The organism is Pseudoduganella sp. SL102 (assembly GCF_027856995.1).
GTDB classification, from domain to species: domain Bacteria; phylum Pseudomonadota; class Gammaproteobacteria; order Burkholderiales; family Burkholderiaceae_D; genus Rugamonas; species Rugamonas albidiflava.
On record NZ_CP115554.1, the window covers coordinates 1,897,891 to 1,916,900 of the forward strand.

A 19,010-nucleotide genomic window follows, 5' to 3' on the forward strand; every position below is an offset into this window, starting at 1 on the left:
CGATGTCATCTGTAATGGCATTATTTTATGCCATAAGGAAACTAAGTTCCATCAAATTCCAGTTTCCGTGACTAAAAATTTGCTACCTGTTCCGCTCGATCCCTACTTTTAGATGATTTGTCTCAAAGAGTCTTTTCAAAGCTTAGTTACAATGATATAGTAGACGATGGATTTTTATTGCTTGAAAGTATGATTGGGGTCTTAGCATGGATGTGGCTGTGAAGAACGAGGTGGCGGTATCTAACGACATCGGGGCGGTTGGCGAACGTCCTCGCGTATCGGACTATGCGCCGCGTGCGTACCCGCAGGTCATTAAATACATGGGGTCGAAGGCATCTATTTTACGGTTTATCGGTGAAGGATTCGCCAAGATCCATGAGCCGGATAAGCCGTTGGTTGACCTTTTTGCAGGAGCTTGCGCTATCAGCGGAGGCTTTGGGCATTTGGCGCCGATTATTTCCAATGATATACAGAGTTACTCAGCAACAATTGCGAGTACGTACCTGCACAAAGCGCAGAATATTGGTGCATTCGACATCGTTAGTTTGGCTTACAAGGTCGTGCAAGAAAAGCTCTCAGCGTTGCCTGCTGGCTTACTCTACCCCGAGAATCTTAATCTGGAAGACTTTAACGAGTTAGAGGGGAGGAATCGTGCGCTCTTGCAATTGGATTTCTCGTTTGCTTATCACCTTTTTACTAAAAACTATTCTGGGACTTGGTGGAGCGCTGAGCAGTGTGTTTGGATCGATTCCATTCGCGAGGTATTGGACCAGTTGCACGATAACCGCAGCATTGGTATCGCTGATTTTCAGCTCGGTTTAACTTGTTTAATGCACGCGATGGCATATACTAGCCAAGGAACTGGTCATTATGCTCAGTATAGAGATGCTAAAACAGTTTCATCAATGAAGGATATAAATAAGTACCGTCGACAGTCCGTCGCCAGTTACTTTGCTCGAAAGTTTGATAGTTTGCTGCGATGGAATTTGGCTAATGCCACTGATCGTCGTCACCAGCTGGTATCACAAGATTACCATGATTGCCTTGCAGATTTGCAGCCGTCAGTAATTTACGCCGATCCGCCATATGCATTCGTTCACTACAGTCGTTTCTATCATGCTATTGAAACACTTGTTAAATATGACTACCCAACCTTACAAGTGAAGAGTGGGGAGATTGTAAAGGGCCGCTACAGAGTGGACCGCCATCAGTCGCCATTTTGCATTCGTACGCAAGTACGAGAGGCGTTTGCGGATTTGTTTGATGGAGTAAAAGAATCAGAAAGCGACTTGCTATTGAGTTATTCCAATACCGGGATGATTAATATAGAAGAGCTGATCGACTTAGCTTCAAGTTCCTTCGGGAAAAGATACGAAGTTTGGTTTGAGAACATTGATCATGATCATATGACAATGGGGCGGCTAAAAGATCGTTCCCGTCAGGTAAAGGAATCTTTGATTATGGCTAAGAGACGGTAAGCTCTGTCGTTCGCGCGGGCAAATTTGTATGTAGCGACACCATGCTGTCAATATGTGTCATGCGCTAGAAACAGTGACAGTCGACTAGAGGAACCTCCCTACTTCAGCGATAATCGTTTTTAGCCGAGCCGTATTGATTGCGAGCGCTTACAAGGCGTAAATCTGTATCTCAGCTTGGTATGTAGTCACTTTGACGAAGGATTCAGTTGATGTTTTATTGAACAAGTTCTACGCGGGAACAGGACCACCTGTACTGGCTTCCTATGTAACTTCCGCTAGCATACATCGTAGCAGTCCCCACCGAGCTATTGTTCAGATCAATGGTTTACGGGGATATAGTGAAGTTTAGTGACGCCTACGACCCCAATGGGGTCTTAGTAACCTCCACATCTAGCACCGGCTTCCCACTCCCAACACAATCCCCCGCATCGGCGTCACATCACTAAAATCCCGTCCCCATCCCAAGGTGATGTGCTCATGCCCCACCAGGCACCGGTTAGTAGGATCAAAATCCACCCGCCCTAAAGAAGGGCAAAACACCGAAACCCAAGCATGCGAAGCATCCGCCCCCACCAGCCGTGGCTTCCCCTCCGGCGGATGCGTGAGACTGTACCCGCTAATGTAACGAGCTGGCAGCGCAAGACTGCGCAAGCAGCCGATCATCAGCTGAGCAAAATCCTGGCAAACCCCACGCCGCTCCCGCAGCACCTGTTCCAACGGCGTCGAAATCTCCGTCGCCCGCGCATCGAACTCGAAGTCCCGTCGCGCGCATCGTCCACGGCCCGGTCCAGCCAGATCTGGTGTGATTCCGTCTGCTGATAAGCAAACGAGCGCGGCGTCAGATGCAGGTACTGCTGCGACAAGGTCACCGTGCTCTGATACCGATACCGCGTCTCATGCACCACCCGATACCGCGCGCAAACCTCGCCAGGCGCACCGTCAAGAAGCAAAGAACTGATGATCTCGGGCTCCTCTGCTGCCCATCCGTATAACTGAAGAACTGCACGCTGATCTGCTCAGACAACGCCGCACTGGCCACCTGGATGCGGTTCAGCAGGTCGCTCAAATGCGCATTGGCGTAATTGAGGTTGGCATCCGGTTCCAGCGCCAGCACTTTCGCCCGCAACGGCTCCAGCAGCTCCACGCCGCAAGCCCCATGCGTCTGCGCGATCTTCCTTAATGCCCCGAGGATGCCGTCCATCTGGAACAGGATCGAGCGCGGATTCGTGCCGTCGCGCAGGAGCAGGTCGAGCACCGGCAGCCACTCGGGCTGGGCGCGGTAGCGGGCCCGATAAGTGATGATGCTGTCGGACAGTTCGAGCAGCCATTCCAGGTTGCCGTTTTCATTCATCGCCAGCGCGCGCTGCAGCACCAAGCTCTGGAATTGCAGCCGTTCCAGGCGGCGGCCGATCGACATGAAGCGCCAGCCGAGGTCGCGCGTCATGCCGTCGAGCGCGAAGCCGGCCAGCGTCATCAGCGCGGAGGCCGCGTCGTCGAGGATGGTCATCACTTCCGACTGCGATGGCCGCTCGCCGGGCCGGGCGGCGGGCTGCACCATGCGGTTCAGCGCGCGCCAGTTGTCGACCGAGAAGCGCTCGTGCAGCTGGCCAGCGATGCGCACCAGGTGCTGCTGTTGCCGGGCCAGCCCGGGCACGTTGGGCGACACCACCGCCAGCAGCAGGGCCGATTCAAGTTCGGCATCTGTGAAGATGGCGACCGCCTGGCCCTGGCTTTGCGATTGACCACCATGGCCGGAAGTCTGGCTTTGCATCTGCGCCGCCTGACCCGCCACCGGCCGCTTTTCCCCATCGATCAGCTGGAACCAGATGTACAGCGCCTCGACGCAGTTCATGCGCTACTCAGTCCCCAGCGTAACGCCCCTCAGCCAAGCATCAACCGCCAAAACACCACCGCACCCACCCCACCAGCAGCACCCGATGCCAGCGAAGTTGTCGCCATCCGCCCCCATCCCCACGCTAGAATGCATCGATCTACATCATTTTCGCGACCCGCCATCGCCAGCCCAGCCCCCCACCTATGCTAACCGTTGAACTCCTCAATGAATTTGATGTCTTTTCCGCACGCCAGCGCGCCTTGCAGGTCGCTGCGATCTGCGGCTTCAGTTCGTTGAACCAGGTGAGGCTCGGCACCATTGTTTCCGATATCGTCCGCAGCGTGGTCTCGTCCGGTGCCGTGGGCACCCTGCAGTTCACCCTGGGCGGCGCGATGCCGTCGACACGCCTGGGCATCTCCATCGCGACGGGAACCTCGAACCCACTCGATCGCAGCGCGCTGGCCGAGCCGCTGCGCCTCGCCAACGATTGGGCCGATACGATCGACTACGACCAGGCGGGCGGCTCCATCGTCATGTGGCGGGAGTGTCCGGCCAGCAGTTCGCTGACCAGGGATTCCTTCGCAACCGGACTCGCCAAGGTAGATGCCTCCACGGCCGATATCCGCCGGGGCTCCAGCCTTCGCCAAGACCCTCTGCATCAGAAGATCGCCGGTCTCACCGCGGACAACTCGGTCCTGGCGGCACGCGCCGACATGCTCGAACGCCAGGCACGCCAGTTCGAAGAGCGCCAGTTGAGCAATGAGGCGCGCTACGCCGCGGCCGTGAAGGCCGATGCGCAGAAGGGCGAGTTTCTCGCCGTCCTGGCCCACGAACTGAGAAGCCCGCTGTCAGCGGTCAACGGCGCCGCCGACCTGCTGATCAACGCGCGCCACCTCGACGCCGCACGCATCGCCGGCATCGGCAGGCTCGTCAAGCGCCAGGTAGGGTACATGAGCCGCCTTGCGGAAGACCTGCTCGATGTGTCCCGTTTCGAACGTGGGACGATGGCGCTCGGGCGTGAAGTCGTCGACCTGGACCAGGTGACGGAGGCGGCGATCGAGCAGGTGGGGGCGCTGATCGCCGCGAAGGTCCAGGCCGTGCGGATGGTCGCATGCGCCGACGCCGTCGTCATCGGCGACCGCACGCGATTGATCCAGGTGATGAGCAACCTGTTGTCCAACGCCAGCCGGTATTCGCCTTCCGGCAGCGAAATCCGCATCCGCCTGGCCATCGACGGGGAGCACGCGGTCGTTGAAATCGCCGACGATGGCATCGGCATCGATCCGCAGCTGATTCCCACCATGTTCGACCTGTATGTCCAGGCCGACCTGGCGGTGGCCGCCCGCGACAGTGGCCTGGGCCTTGGATTGGCGCTAGTCAAAAGGCTGGTCGAAGCACATTCCGGCACGGTATCCGCGCACAGCGGCGGAACGGATGCCGGCAGCACTTTCTCTGTGCGGCTGCCCCGTCATCGCGGACAATAGCTCCCGCCATCTCATCGCCATAATTCATGCACTGAAGCGGTATCCCACGCCCGGGATACCGCCGTTGTCGTCAGCCGCCGATCATTCCGGCCCACTCGCGACGATTAATGCATTGATAACTTATTTGTGTGTGATACTGGATAAGCCACTCATTAAGTAGTTCGGCAATAACCAGGAGAATGCATGAGCATGGCAACCACAGGCCTGTTGGCCAAAACCCTCAACGAACACCAGGCAGCCTTGCTGGAGGTGTGGCTGGGCGGCATGCTGTCCCGCATGGTCCGCCGGGACAAGGTGGCCGAGGGCGAGATCCGCCAGCAGGCCACGCGATTCCTGCCGGAGGTTGCGGCCACGCTGGAGAAGAGCCAGAACCATGAATTCGACTCGCCAGCCTGGGCCGACGTGCGCCAGACACTGGCCGAGATCTCCCTGGGGCGCGTGCGCCAGGGCTATTCGTCGACCGACACGGCCGCGTTCATCTTTTCCCTGAAGGAACCGCTGTTCGCGGTACTGCGCCAGACGATGGCGCATGATCCGGACACGATGACCGCCGTGCTGACGGAAGCGGGCACGCTGTTCGACCGCATGGGCCTGTTCACGGTGGAAGAGTACCAGCGTGGCCGCGAAAGCGTGATCATGCGCCAGCAGCAGGAATTGCTGGAACTGTCCACGCCCGTCGTGCAGCTGTGGAAGGATGTGCTGGCGCTGCCGCTGATCGGCACGCTGGACAGCGCCCGCACGCAGGTGGTGATGGAAAACCTGCTGCAGAAGATCATCGAGACCGGCGCATCGATCGCGATCATCGACATCACCGGCGTGCCGACCGTCGACACGCTGGTGGCGCAGCACCTGCTGAAGACGGTGGCCGCGGCGCGCCTGATGGGTGCGGACTGCATCATCAGCGGCATCCGCCCGCAGATCGCGCAGACCATCGTGCACCTGGGCGTCAACCTGGAAGAAGTAACCACGAAAGCCACGCTGGCCGATGCGTTCCTGGTCGCCCTGAAACGCGTGGGCGCCACCGTGACGCGCGCCGAACAGTCCTTCTGAGGTGGCGATGGAGCATATCCCCATCCTGAAAATGGGCAACCTGCTGCTGGTCACGATCCAGGTCGACATGCACGACCGGCTCGCGATGACACTGCAGGACGACCTGACCTCGCGCATCGTCAAGGACCAGGCGAACGGGGTGCTGATCGACATCTCGGCGCTGGACATCGTCGATTCGTTCATCGGCAGGATGATCAGCAATACCGCGGCGATGGCGCGTATCCTCGATGCGCGCACGGTGCTGGTCGGCATGCAGCCAGCTGTTGCCATCACCCTCGTCGAGCTGGGCCTCACGCTGCATGGCGTGCAGACCGCGCTGAACGTTGAAAAAGGCATCGCGCTGCTGCAGCGAAACGCCACTTGATCCCTGGGACAGGCGATCTTTGAGCCATACAGACGCCGATACGCAACACCTGTCACTCCGTTCCGACGAGGATGTCGTGCGCTTGCGCCAGTGCGTTCGCGAACTGATGATCGCCGCGGGTTTTTCGCTCCTCGAGCAGACCAGGATGATCACCGCCGCCAGCGAACTGGCGCGCAATACGCTGCGCTATGGCGGCGGCGGAGAAGCCCATGTACGGCGGCTTCTCACCGGTTCGCGCAAGGGAATCGGCCTCGCGTTCATCGACCAGGGACCCGGCATCGCCGATATCGATCTCGCCTTGACCGAAGGTTTTACCACCGGTGGCGGAATGGGCGTGGGACTGTCCGGCGCCAGGCGGCTGGCGGACGAATTCGATATCGCATCGGCCCCCGGCCAGGGCACTACGGTGCAGATCAGCAAATGGAAGTCGTTCTAGCGGATCGGCCGACGGCGCCAACGCCGCCGGCCGGTTCGCGTCAGTTACATTAAAAGGCAGCGCGGCCCATCTGCGCCGGTTGCCACCTCGACAGGCCACTGGCCATCGTCCAGCACTTCCCGCATTTCCAATACCTGAAGTTACACAGGGCGCTCGTCCTACGAAGGCTGGTGTCTCCGTCCCACGCCGGACGGCATCGGTCTGCTCGTCCGCTGTCTATACTGGTTAAAAGTGACTCAGCCCGGGAATTGCGATGCACCGCGCCGGTGATCGATCGATAACACGGGAGGAGATATGAACAAACCATGCATGAACAAACCGCGCCAGGTGATGGCCGTTGAAGAACACCATGACGCCGCCACCATGCTCGCCGAGCTGGTGCGCTGGCCGGGCTGCAAGGTAGTGGCCCACGATGGCGTGCACGCGCTTGCGCGATTGCAGCCTCGCTCGACACTGGTCCATCGTGGACGCTGACCAGTACGACGAAACCGAGCGTCTTGCCATACTCGATTCCTACGACATCCTCGACACGCCTGCCGAGCAGGCCTTCGACGACGTCGTCAAGCTCGCCAGCCAGCTGCTCGATGCGCCGATCGCCGCCGTCAACCTGATTGCCAAGGATCGGCAGTGGTTCAAGTCGGAAGTGGGCCTCGGTACCCGCGAGATGCCGCTCGACGATTCGATCTGCAAGTTCGCATTGCTGGAGGCCGAGCAGATGATCGTGCCCGATACGCGGGAAGATGCGCGCTTCGCCTGCAATCCCCTGGTGACCGGCGAGCCGGGCTTGCGGTTCTACGCCGGCCAGCTGTTGAGAACCAAGGCGGGCATCCCGTTGGGCACCTTGTGCGTGCTTGACCTGGAACCGCGGCCGCATGGCTTGACGCAGCAGCAGCAGTTCGTGCTGGCCACGCTCGCCCAGCAGATCATGAGCCAGATCGAGTTGCGCAAGGTGGTGAAGGACCAGGCGGTGCTGATCGCCAGGCAGGCACAGATCCAGGGCGACCTGCGCAAGAGCCAGCTGCGTGCGCTGGAAGTGTCCCGCCAGGCCGAAGCCGAGCGCAGGCGCACCGACGCGCTGCTGGAGGCCGCGCCTGTCGGCATTGTCATCGCCGATGCCAACGGCGTGATCGTCAAGATGAACGCCGAAAATCGCAGGATGCTGGGAGTGGACCCCGAGGCCACCGACCTCGGGCCGGGTCAACCATGGCGGGGCTGGTGGGCCGATGGCTCGGCACGGCACGGACAGCCGCTTGCGGCACACGAATGGTCGCTGGCGCGGGCCCTGCTTGGCGAGGAATCGCCCCGCCAGGTGATCGAGATCGCGCCATTCGATGCGGCCACGCCCCGCCGCACCGTGCTTAATTCGGGCCGCCCGGTGCGCGACGAGACCGGCGCGATCATCGGCGCCGTCATCGCGCAGATGGATATCACGGACCGGGTCGACGCCGAGAGTGCACTGCGCACGGCGGACCAGAAGAAGGACGAGTTCCTTGCCATGCTCGCGCACGAGCTGCGCAACCCGCTCGCACCGATCATGTCGGCATCCGCCATCCTGTCCAACTTCCACTTCGACGAGGGCGTCGTGCGGCGTACCGGTGCGATCATCGCCCGGCAGGCCGGGCACATGACCTCGCTGATCAACGACCTGCTCGACGTTTCACGGGTCACGCGCGGAAAGGTGGAACTGGACACCGCGGAACTGAACATCAAGGACGTGATTGCCGACGCCATCGAACAGGTGCGGCCACTCGTCACACGCCACCAGCATCACCTGGATGTGCTGCTCGCGCCGGCGCAGGTGATGGTGAAGGGCGACCGCAAGCGGCTGGTGCAAGTGTTCGCGAACCTGCTCGGGAATGCGGCGAAATACACACCGGATGGCGGACGGATCGAACTGCTGCTCGAGGCGCAGGCCAGGACGTTGACGGTATCGATCCGGGATAACGGTGTCGGGATGTCCTCCGAGCTGATCGATAGTGCGTTTGACCTGTTTTCACAGGGCGTGCAGGGGCTGGATCGGAGCCAGGGTGGGTTGGGGATTGGGCTGGCGCTGGCCAGGAGCCTTGTGCATCTGCATGGTGGGGTGGTTAGTGCGAAGAGCGATGGGGCGGGGATGGGGTGTCAGTTGGAGGTGACGTTGCCGCGGGTTTGGGCGGCAATGTACAGTGGCTGAGCTAACCGTCAACTGACGGGGCCTTTGCTTGGCGTAGATCTCAACTTCTCGAACCGATCGACGCGGACCCGCATGCCGGGAGGTGTGCAGGGGCGCCGCTTTAAGCTGCCCCTTATGCCGATAGCCACTTTGTCATTGAGGCGCCGCCTGCTAGCGGGCGGAGGCGGATCGCGGGCGTCGCGAGCCAAAAGCGCGCGTTGTGCTCTATCTCACGTCGAGCTTAAGTCCACTTGTTATAGGTAAGAAGCGTCGGGCCAGCACCGTCTGCAGGCAATCAGCTCCACTGCGTTTCGTGCAGATTGGTACAAAAAGTAGTTACACTTAATACCAGACGTCACCGGTCAGGAGTGTACGATGGGCATCAAGATGAGCAAGGCACTTGACAGCGCTGGCAACGAATGGACTGCCGATCATTATTCGAAAGGAAAGGGTGTCGAACCGCTCCATTGCCTCTATTGCCCGGTGCAGGTTACCCACCAAAGCGCCCATCCCAGGGAACGGTATGACAAACCGATTCTGGTCCCTGCTTACTTTCGCTTGCTTCCTGGCAGGCGGCATGTGGACGGTTGCAAATATGCGGTAGATGCAGCAATCAAAACGATCGCGAGCGAATCACAGGATATCTTCGAAACTGTTCGCGATGGCCGGTATCGCTTGCGCCTCGTCATGGTCAGGGATGCCCTGGTCGCATTGAGCAAAAGCCCTTCCAAGGCAGGCAGCGAGAAAGGCAGCAGCCCTGGCAAGACTTACGAGCGGTCCCCAGCCCAACTGGCAGGCTATGTGAACTCGGCTAGGCGTGTGTTGAAGGTGCGGGCCATGTGCGACGCCGAAGCTGAGATTGCAGCTCACCTGGAACTGATCTTCGAGGGGAACATTATTGTGCCATGGTCACAGGTCTATTTCGAGACCGAGCGGTATCTCGACGCTTACCGCAGCTTGGCACACAATACGGTTCAGTATCCGATGGCCTTACATGGAACCGTGAAATCAAAGCGTCCAACGCGCGACAAGTATGGTGCGACAAATGTCTTGAACCTTGTGAAGCCGAAATGTATCCGCGATCCGAACGACTCGCAAACCGGTATCGGTATCGAGGCCAGCGTGTGGTGCCGCGACGTTGACTGGCTTGCGGACATCGACGTAGGGGACGAAATCGTCGTGTTCGGCATGTGGAAGGCAACTGCCGCAGCGGACACGCAGCCAGCTGATCCTCGGAAATATCACTACAAGTCGTTCAAGACACATAAACTGGCGATCTGGCCAGTCGTCAAGGCGCAAATTGCCCGGCTACCATCACCGTTGCAAACACGATGATAAGAAACTGGCCGCATCATTAAGACGTCCCATTGGCCCGCCACCGGATCTTGATCATATAACTGGCATCGGGAAAAGAATCGTCAAACGCTCATCTTGAAAGCGATGCGGCGGATCGTGCAAGCGTCGCCAAGTAGATAGCGTCACGTTGCGGTCGTAGGGCAGTGAAGCCAAGCGCAGCTTCAGTCATACCTTCCGTATGCGGTTGTTTAGACAGATGGCCGATGGCAGAGCAGCGAAAGCGATGGGCATGGGCATGGCAGTATCAGTGTCTCTGTGCCCATTAACTCTGGCCTGCCACCTCCAAAGGCGTCACGGTAACCTCCACATCCAACACCTGCCCCCCACCCCCCAACACAATCCCCCGCATCGGCGTCACATCACTAAAATCCCGCCCCCACCCCAAGGTGATGTGCTCATGCCCCACCAAGCAGCGATTGGTCGGATCAAAATCCACCCACCCGATGGAAGGGCAAAACACCGAAACCCAAGCATGCGAAGCATCCGCCCCCACCAACCGCGGCTTCCCCTCCGGTGGATGCGTGAGAATGTACCCGCTAATGTAACGAGCCGGCAGGCCCAAGCTGCGCAAGCAGCCGATCATCAACTGAGCAAAATCCTGACAAACCCCACGCCGCCCCCGCAGCACCTGCTCTAAAGGCGTCGAAATCTCCGTCGCCCGCGCATCAAACTCGAAATCCTCGAAGATCCGATGCGTCAGCTCCAGCGCGGCATCCAGCTGCGGCCGGCAAGGGGTGTAACTGACCCGCGCATACGCTTCCAGCTCCGGGAACATATAAACATGCGGCGATCCATATAGATACCGGCAAGCCTCCAGGGTCGCGGCGCTCTTCTCCTTGGCCATCATGTCCCGCGTCCCCTCCCAGGGCAAAGTGCCGGCAATCTCCGCCAACACAGGCCGCGCAGATAAAGCCACCGTCGACTCGGCATGCACCAGCAAACTGTCATGCGGCACGGTCAGCGAAACATGCCGCGTGCAGTTCCCGAAATAATCCGTCCCATCCCGCGCATCGTCGACAGAACGGTCCAGCCAGATCTGGTGCGACTCGGTCTGCTGGTAAGCAAACGAGCGCGGTGTCAGGTGCAGGTACTGCTGCGACAAGGTCACCGTGCTCTGATACCGATACCGCGTCTCATGCACCACCCGATACCGTGCGCAGACTTCAGCGTCAGATCCAAAAGTAAGCAAAGAACTCATGATCTCCGGCTCCTCTGCTGCCCATCCGTATAACTGAAGAACTGCACGCTGATCTGCTCCGACAACGCCGCACTGGCCACTTGGATGCGGTTCAGCAGGTCGCTCAAATGCGCATTGGCGTAGTTAAGGTCGGCATCCGGTTCCAGCGCCAGCACTTCCTCCCGCAACGGCTCCAGCAACTCCACGCCGCAAGCCCCATGCGTCTGCGCGATCTTCCTCAACGCGCCCAGGATGCCGTCCATCTGGAACAGGATCGAACGCGGATTGGTGCCGTCGCGCAGCAGCAGGTCGAGCACCGGCAGCCACTCGGGCTGGGCGCGGTAGCGGGCCCGATAGGTGATGATGCTGTCGGACAGTTCGAGCAGCCATTCCAGGTTGCCGTTTTCGTCCATCGCCAGCGCGCGCTGCAGCACCACGCTCTGGAACTGCAGCCGCTCCAGGCGGCGGCCGATCGACATGAAGCGCCAGCCGAGGTCGCGCGTCATGCCGTCGAGCGCGAAGCCGGCCAGTGTCATCAGCGCCGAGGCGGCGTCGTCGAGGATCGTCATCACTTCCGACTGCGACGGCCGCTCGCCGGGCCGGGCGGCGGGCTGCACCATGCGGTTCAGCGCGCGCCAGTTGTCGACGGAGAAGCGCTCGTGCAGCTGGCCGGCGATGCGCACCAGGTGCTGCTGCTGCCGGGCCAGCCCGGGCACGTTGGGCGACACCACCGCCAGCAGCAGGGCCGATTCGAGTTCGGCATCGGTAAAGATGGCCACCGCCTGCCCCTGGCTTTGCGATTGACCACCTGGGCCGGAAGTCTGGCTTTGCATCTGTGCCGCCTGGCCGGCCACCGGCCGCTTTTCGCCATCAATCAGCTGGAACCAGATGCACAGCGCCTCGACGGTTGGCCATTCGGCGCCGCGCTGGTCGAAGCGCACGTTGAACAGGAAATTGAGCGCCACGCGCAGCAGGCGGGCGATGTTGTCGCAGCGTTCCGCGTATCGGCCGAACCACAGCAGGTTTTCCGCCACGCGGCTCGACAGGTTGCTGTCTTCGCGCACCAGGTCCTTGCCGGTGATGCTGCGCTTTTGCAGGCGCGGCACCGCCACACGGGCGCGCGCCTGCACCCAGGTGTCCTTGCTGGCGCCGCCCATCTTCATCGTCAGCACGCGCGCATCCGGGCCGGTGGCCACGCGGGTCAGGCCGCCCGGCATGACGACATATCCGTTCGGCGTGGCGCAGGCGAACACGCGCAGGCCGATGGCGCGCGGCTGCAATCCCGATGTCGCGCCGGCCTTCCATACCGGTGCGCGCGACAGCTGCACCACTTCCTGGGCGATGTAGTTATTCGGGTTGGCGCGCAGTTTGGCGATCAGCTCCGCGCGCGCCTCGCCGGCCAGGTCCTGGCCGAACACCGTGACCGGTGGCAGTTGCGAGAAGCTGGGTTTGATGACCAGCCGATCGAGCTTGCCGATCACCGCTTCCAGCGCGGCCGGCTCGCCGCACCACCAGGTGGCGACGGATGGCATCTTCAGCGGCTCGCCCAGCAGCCGCCGCGACAGCGCCGGCAGGAAGCCGAGCAGGGCGCCCGATTCCAGCAGGCTGGAACCCAGGCTGTTTGCCACCAGCACGTTGCCGCGGCGGGCGGCCTGCGTCAGCCCCGCCACGCCCAGCATCGAGCTGCACAGCTCCAGCGGATCGCACGACTCGTCGTCCACGCGGCGCATGATCACGTGCACCCGGTGCAGGCCCGCCAAGGTTTTCAGGTACACCACGCCGTCACGCACGGTGAGGTCGCTGCCTTCCACCAGCGGCAGGCCGAGGTGGCGGGCGAGATAGGCCTGCTCGTAGTAGCTCTCGGTGCGCGGGCCGGGCGTGAGCAGCACGATCAATGGCATTTCGCCTTCGCGCAGCGGCGCCGGGGAATCGCCCTTGGCCGCGCACAGGCGGCCCCAGTGCACCAGGCTGTCGCGCATGGTGCGGAAGAAGCCGGCCAGTGGCTGCACTTTCAGTTCGCGCAGCAGGTCGGGAAAGGTGGGCGAGATGATCGCGCGGTTTTCCAGCGCATAGCCGGCACCGGAGGGCGCCTGCGTGCGGTCGGCCAGCACCCACCAGCGGCCGTCCGGCGCGCGCGCCAGGTCCACCGCGTAGAAGTGCAGGGCGATGTCGTCGTGATGGCCCATGCCGTGGCACGGGCGCAGGAAGCCGGCGTGGCCGTGCACCAGCGCCGGCGGCAGCAGGCCTTCGCGCAGCATCTCCTGCGGGCCATAGACGTCGCCGAGGATTTTATTGAGCAGCCGGGCGCGCTGGATCACGGCCGCCTCGATGCCGGCCCATTCCTCGTGCGGCAGGATCAGCGGCAGCACGTTCAAATCCCACGGCCGTTGCAGGCCGTCGGCATCGGCGCGCACGTTGTACGTCACGCCATTTTCACGCACTTGGCGCTGCACCATTTCGTGGCGCTGGCGCATCATGTCCGGCGGTTCGTGCTCCAGGCTGTCGAGCATGGCGCGCCAGTGCGCGCGCGGCACGCCGGCCGCGTCGAGCATTTCATCGAAACCATCTGGCGCTGAAAGATAAGACTCAAGGAGGTTATTGGACATGTCGCACGGCAGCTTTACTTTCCATCAGGAACTGAAACAGTAGATCAATCTGCCTGCCAGCGCAAATCCAATGTCATCGGGAAGCTGGGATTCCGTTCCTCTTTTCGCACAGTCATCGGCCCCGGTGTGTGGCCGTGCGGCCAGAAGCGCGCGAAACGGCGTGCCTCGGCGGCGTTGGCGTTCACCGGCGAACCCACTTCGTTGCGCCCGCCCGGATGCACCACGTGATAGGTGCAACCGCCGATCGCGCGCCCGCTCCAGGTGTCGACCAGGTCGAAGGTGAGCGGCGCCTGCACGCGGATGGTCGGGTGCAGCGCCGACCACGGGCTCCAGGCGCGGAAGCGCACCCCTGCCACATACTCGCCCGGAATGCCGGTGGGGTGCAATGGCAACATGCGGCCATTGCAGGCGATCACGTGGCGGCCGTTGGTCAGCCCGCGCACCAGCAGCTGCATCCGCTCCACGGACGAATCGACATAGCGCGCGGTGCCGCCCGCGCTGACTTCCTCGCCCAGCACGTTCCACGGCTCGATCGCCTGGCGCAGCTCCATTTCCACGCCTTCGTAGACCACGGTGCCGAAGCGGGGGAAGCGGAATTCGATGAACGGCTCGAACCAGTGGTCCTCGAATTCATAGCCGTGCGCGCGCAGGTCGCGGGCCACGTCGCGGATATCCTGGGCGACGAAATGCGGCAGCATCCAGCGGTCGTGCAGCGCCACGCCCCAGTTCACCAGCTTGGCCTGGTACGGTTCGCGCCAGAAGCGCGCGACGAGGGCGCGCAGCAGCAACATTTGCAAAAGGCTCATGCGCTCGTGTGGCGGCATCTCGAAGGCGCGGAATTCCACCAGGCCCAGGCGGCCGGTGGGGCCGTCCGGCGAGTACAGCTTGTCGATGGAGAATTCGGCGCGGTGCGTGTTGCCCGTCAGGTCCACCAGCAGGTTGCGCAGCAGGCGGTCGACGATCCACGGCTTGTCGCCTTCGTGCAACGTCGGCAGCACCTGGTCCATTTGCTGGAAGGCGATCGCCAGTTCATACAGGTTGTCGTCGCGCGCTTCGTCCACGCGCGGCGCCTGGCTGGTCGGCCCGATAAACGTGCCCGAGAACAGGTACGACAGGGCGGGGTGGTTCTGCCAGTAGGTGATCAGGCTTTTCAGCAGGTCTGGCCGGCGCAGCATCGGGCTGTCTTCGGCGGTGGCGCCGCCCAGGGTGGCGTGGTTGCCGCCGCCGGTGCCGGTGTGGCGGCCGTCGAGCATGAATTTCTCGGTGCCCAGCCGCGTCAGGCGGGCTTCCTGGTACAGGGTCGACACGTTATAAACCAGTTCGTTCCAGCTGGCCGCCGGGTGGATGTTCACCTCGATCACGCCCGGATCGGGCGTTACGCTGAGCAGTTTTATTCGCGGGTCGCGCGGCGGTGCGTAGCCTTCGATGCGCAGCTTCATCGCCAGCTTGGCGGCGGTGCGTTCGACGGCGCTCACCAGCGCCAGGTAATCCTCGATGCGTTTAATAGGCGGCATGAACACGTACAGGCGGCCGGCGCGCACTTCGACGCACAGCGCGGTGTGGATCACGTCGCGCGGTGCCGGCTCGGCCGGTTCGGCCGGCTTGATGGGCCGGATGGGTTCGACGACCGGCCTTCCTGCCTTCGCGGTCGGCTTGTCCCCCGCCTTGCTGGCGGCCAGGCCCAGGATCGGCCGCTTTTCCTTTTCCTTCTTGCGTTCCTCGGCCGGAAGGGCGGAGCGTGACGCGAACGGGTCGACATCGAATTCCGGTTCGCGTTCTTCCGGCAGCACCCACGGCAGCGTGGCCAGCGGCAGGCGCAGGCCGATCGGCGAATCGCCTTCGATCAGGTACAGGTTCTCGCGCCGGATCGGCCATGGCGATGTTTGCCACACGGTGCCCAGCGTCGACGGATCGTAATCCTTCGCCTTCAGCGGCAGCACGTAGCCGGCCACCTCGCCCAAGCCGCGTTCCAGCAGGCGGGCCAGGCGGCGGCGCTCTTCCGGCGCGGTGAGGTCGGCGTCCAGAGGATCGAGGTTGCGCGGCAGTGCCTGTTCGCGCTGGGCTTGCAGCAGCACGTCCTCGTAGGCCGGGATGGCGCTGTTGGCGGGCAGGGCGAGGGACTTCACCAGTTCGGCGGTGAAGCGGCCGGCATCGTCGGGGCCATAGCCATCGTCGAGGTGTTCGTCCGAGAACAGCGTGGCGTCGAGCCACATCGGCTGGCCGTCGATGCGCCAGTAGATGTTGAGGGCCCAGCGCGGCAGTGGTTCGCCCGGGTACCACTTGCCCTGGCCGTAGTGCAGCATGCCGCCCGGCGCAAAGTGGTTCTTCAGGCGGTGCATCAGGTTGCCCGCCAGCTCGCGCTTCTTGTCGCCGTGGGCCAGGGTGTTCCATTCGGGGCCGTCCATGTCGTCGATCGACACGAAGGTGGGTTCGCCGCCCTGGGTCAGGCGCACGTCCTGCCGCTTCAGGTCCGCATCGACCTGCTGGCCGAGGCGGTCGATCTTCTGCCAGTCCGCCTCGGTGTACGGTTTCGTCACGCGCGGGTCTTCGTGGATGCGCGTGATCGTCATCTCGTGGAAGAAGGTGACTTCGGCCTTGTCCGTGTAACCCGAGACCGGGGCCGCGGACGACGGCAGTGCCGTACAGGCCAGCGGGATGTGGCCCTCGCTGGCCAGCATGCCGGACGTGGGATCGAGCCCGATCCAGCCGGCGCCGGGGATGTACACCTCGGTCCATGCGTGCAGGTCCGTAAAGTCGACGTCGGTGCCGCTGGGGCCGTCGAGCGCTTCCTGGTCGGCGCGCAGCTGGATCAGGTAGCCGGACACGAAACGCGCCGCCAGCCCCATCTCGCGCAGGATCTGCACCAACAGCCAGCCGGTGTCGCGGCACGAGCCGGAGCGCTTCTGCAGCGTTTCATCGGGCGCCTGCACGCCGGGTTCCATGCGCAGCAGGTAGGCGATGTCGCGCTGCAGGCGCTGGTTGACGGCCACCAGGAAATCGTTGGTGCCCATCGGCTTGCCCAGCAGGTCGCGGCGGGCCGCCGTTACCCATTCCATCACCAGCGGGCTGGAGGGTTCCGTCTGCAGGTAGGCGCTCAGTTCGGCCGTGAGTTGCGGCGGGTAGGCGAACGGGAAGGTTTCCGCGTACTTCTCGACGAAGAAGTCGAACGGGTTGATGACGGTCATGTCGGCCACCAGGTCGACCGTGAAGTCGAGCGTGTCCGATTTTTCGGGGAACACAAAGCGGCCGATGTAGTTGCCGTACGGGTCCTGCTGCCAGTTGATGAAGTGCTCCTGCGGTTGCACCGTCAGCGAGTAGGACAGGATCGGCGTGCGCGCATGGGGCGCCGGGCGCAGGCGCACTTCATGGGGGGAGAGGCCGACCGGGCGGTCATAGCGGTAACTGGTCTTGTGGTGCAGCGCGATACGGATAGCCATGCGGGACTGCCTTTCGAAATGGGCGCGATGTGGGGGTGATGAAGCATGATTCGTACCTGCTATAAATGCAACTGTTGGATGGTGCTGAAACCAACGGCTACTCGTGTTTTCACCCCAACGGCAGAGTGCTGGGGTCAGACCCGCCGGGTGTATGGTCGGGGGACATAGGTAACACATGTCGGGAGACATGGGTTACACATCATGGACCTATGTTACGACGGATTCTGGAGGTCTATCTCCCGAACTTTATGTTTGCAGAAGAAGACCTCCAGTAGACCGTCGGTGCAAGTTGGACGGATCGCCACAGATTCAGCATGCAGGCCTTCGCCGACGAAGTAGCGGTGATGGCCGTAGGAGAGGTAGCCGTTCTTGTCGACCTTCCTGATCTGGTCATCGGGGAGGTATTCGACAGGTGGCAGGACCGATGGAAAGGACCTGCCGCTACACCGGTACCTGCTAATCGGTGGCTGCTGATTGAGCGATTGGTGAGGTCGTACAGCGTTATAGATCTCGCGCCAAGCATCGAACGCGCTCTGACACTGAGCAAGCGAGCCGTAGCCTCTTCGCCCTATTACCTCAAGTTTCAAGGTTCGATGGAAACGCTCATCCTTACCTTGAGTCTGCGGATGGTTTGGCCTGCTGTGGCCCACAGCAATACCCAGCCGTGCCAGCCATACCTCAAGCTTTGTCAGTCCGATGAGACCTGTGCTGCCCCATGGCGGGCCGTTGTCGGCGGTGAAGCGAGCAGGCATTCCGTAACGCTCAAATGTCGACTGCAATGCCGTGCGCACAGTGGCGTAGCGTTCGTTACCGCAAGCAGCGATACATAGGCTAAATCGCGAGTGGTCATCTAAAATTGTCAGCGGATGACACCGACCCGCAGCTGTGTCTGTCAGTGCAAAGTGTCCTTTGAAGTCCATCTGCCAAAGGTCATTGGGCAACTCATGCTCAAAGCGCTTGAACACGACGCTCTGACTAATCGGCACGCCAAGAACCTGGCACTCATGGCGCTGCAAGATCGCATGAACGGTGCTGTGATGGGGCCGCTTGACCGTATCCGGCAGTAGCGCGCAAAGCTTGCGAGCTCCCCAGTACGGGTACTCAAAATGCAACGCCAGAACTTGCATCTCAAGCTCACCGTCAGCGGTGCAGGGCGAACAATGCGGCTGCCGTGAGCGATCCTGCAGGCCCCCTTCGCCTTCAGCATGATAACGCTCCAACCACTTGTAAGCAGTCTTGCGGCTGATGCCAAATCGGCGGCAAAGCTCAGCGATGTTTGCCGAAGCGCTCAGTACGAGCAGCACGAATTCCAGTCGGGATGACATAGAGGTGGACTCCTTCCAAGGCATTGCACGCTCCCGTTAATGGATGTGCAATGATCATAAAAGGTGTTACCTATGTCTCCCGACAGATGTTACCCATGTGTCCCGACAAAACACCCGCCGGGTCTGACCCCGGATTTCGCACTTGGGTGCAAGGAGACTGTCCCCGGCTTTTTAAAGTGTTCCGGGAATGCTGGCAAAAACCGGGGTCAGTCCTCTAACGAAGCTAATGGCGAGCACTGATGCAATCACTTACCGGGGACAGACCCCTGCGGCTCGACCGCAAGCATTGCATCCGACATCTGAACCCTGGC

The 19,010-nt window shown here is 61.6% G+C and carries 15 protein-coding genes; 8 read left to right on the forward strand and 7 right to left on the reverse strand.

Annotated elements, in window-relative coordinates; translation table 11 throughout:
• The first annotated feature begins 206 nt into the window (after positions 1-206).
• Positions 207-1,478 carry a DNA adenine methylase gene (locus OU994_RS08005; RefSeq protein ID WP_281610318.1) on the forward strand — a complete coding sequence of 424 codons (1,272 nt, stop codon included), beginning with the start codon at positions 207-209 and terminating at the stop codon, positions 1,476-1,478.
• Between the two features lie 390 nt (positions 1,479-1,868).
• Here the strand turns inward: OU994_RS08005 and OU994_RS08010 are convergent, their stop codons facing one another.
• Genes OU994_RS08010 through OU994_RS08020 form a run of 3 tightly spaced genes read right to left on the reverse strand, consistent with a single transcriptional unit; the run spans position 1,869 to position 3,330 of the window.
• The gene (locus tag OU994_RS08010; RefSeq protein WP_281611601.1) at positions 1,869-2,186 is read right to left on the reverse strand and encodes a transglutaminase family protein; all 318 of its coding nucleotides are present in this window, start codon (positions 2,184-2,186) and stop codon (positions 1,869-1,871) included.
• Positions 2,141-2,383 carry a transglutaminase N-terminal domain-containing protein gene (locus OU994_RS08015; RefSeq protein ID WP_307731815.1) on the reverse strand — a complete coding sequence of 81 codons (243 nt, stop codon included), beginning with the start codon at positions 2,381-2,383 and terminating at the stop codon, positions 2,141-2,143. Before OU994_RS08015 ends, OU994_RS08010 begins: the two co-directional genes overlap by 46 nt.
• A complete protein-coding gene (locus OU994_RS08020) occupies positions 2,344-3,330 on the reverse strand; it encodes an alpha-E domain-containing protein (protein WP_281610320.1) in 987 nt (328 codons plus the stop codon). Before OU994_RS08020 ends, OU994_RS08015 begins: the two co-directional genes overlap by 40 nt.
• Before the next feature lie 185 nt (positions 3,331-3,515).
• Here OU994_RS08020 and OU994_RS08025 point away from each other — a divergent pair, with 185 nt between their 5' ends.
• From OU994_RS08025 to OU994_RS08055, 7 genes are all read left to right on the forward strand, one after another.
• Positions 3,516-4,796, forward strand: a complete 1,281-nt coding sequence (locus OU994_RS08025; protein ID WP_281610321.1) for a sensor histidine kinase KdpD — start codon at positions 3,516-3,518, stop codon at positions 4,794-4,796.
• A 183-nt stretch (positions 4,797-4,979) separates the two neighbouring features.
• Positions 4,980-5,846: an STAS domain-containing protein gene (locus OU994_RS08030; RefSeq protein ID WP_281610322.1), complete on the forward strand. Its 867-nt coding sequence runs from the start codon at positions 4,980-4,982 to the stop codon at positions 5,844-5,846.
• A 7-nt stretch (positions 5,847-5,853) separates the two neighbouring features.
• Positions 5,854-6,210 (forward strand): STAS domain-containing protein, encoded by a 357-nt coding sequence (locus OU994_RS08035; protein ID WP_281610323.1) that lies wholly within the window; start codon positions 5,854-5,856, stop codon positions 6,208-6,210.
• Between the two features lie 19 nt (positions 6,211-6,229).
• Positions 6,230-6,646, forward strand: a complete 417-nt coding sequence (locus tag OU994_RS08040; protein WP_281610324.1) for an anti-sigma regulatory factor — start codon at positions 6,230-6,232, stop codon at positions 6,644-6,646.
• Positions 6,647-6,955: 309 nt separating this feature from the next.
• Positions 6,956-7,120, forward strand: coding sequence for a hypothetical protein (locus OU994_RS08045; protein ID WP_281610325.1), 165 nt, complete (start codon positions 6,956-6,958; stop codon positions 7,118-7,120).
• Positions 7,110-8,819, forward strand: a complete 1,710-nt coding sequence (locus tag OU994_RS08050; RefSeq protein WP_281610326.1) for an ATP-binding protein — start codon at positions 7,110-7,112, stop codon at positions 8,817-8,819. The genes OU994_RS08045 and OU994_RS08050 overlap by 11 nt, the downstream gene beginning before the upstream one ends.
• 354 nt (positions 8,820-9,173) lie before the next feature.
• Positions 9,174-10,133, forward strand: a complete 960-nt coding sequence (locus tag OU994_RS08055; protein WP_281610327.1) for a hypothetical protein — start codon at positions 9,174-9,176, stop codon at positions 10,131-10,133.
• Positions 10,134-10,416: 283 nt separating this feature from the next.
• On the opposite strand, the gene OU994_RS08060 is transcribed toward OU994_RS08055, so the two are convergent.
• The 4 genes from OU994_RS08060 to OU994_RS08075 all read right to left on the reverse strand — a co-directional run bounded on the left by OU994_RS08060 (position 10,417) and on the right by OU994_RS08075 (position 18,723).
• Positions 10,417-11,352 (reverse strand): transglutaminase family protein, encoded by a 936-nt coding sequence (locus OU994_RS08060; RefSeq protein WP_281610328.1) that lies wholly within the window; start codon positions 11,350-11,352, stop codon positions 10,417-10,419.
• Positions 11,349-13,937 carry a circularly permuted type 2 ATP-grasp protein gene (locus OU994_RS08065; protein WP_281610329.1) on the reverse strand — a complete coding sequence of 863 codons (2,589 nt, stop codon included), beginning with the start codon at positions 13,935-13,937 and terminating at the stop codon, positions 11,349-11,351. The genes OU994_RS08060 and OU994_RS08065 overlap by 4 nt, the downstream gene beginning before the upstream one ends.
• A gap of 44 nt (positions 13,938-13,981) precedes the next feature.
• Positions 13,982-17,374, reverse strand: a complete 3,393-nt coding sequence (locus OU994_RS08070; protein WP_281610330.1) for a DUF2126 domain-containing protein — start codon at positions 17,372-17,374, stop codon at positions 13,982-13,984.
• A 212-nt stretch (positions 17,375-17,586) separates the two neighbouring features.
• A complete protein-coding gene (locus OU994_RS08075) occupies positions 17,587-18,723 on the reverse strand; it encodes an IS481 family transposase (protein WP_281608087.1) in 1,137 nt (378 codons plus the stop codon).
• Positions 18,724-19,010 lie beyond the last annotated feature (287 nt).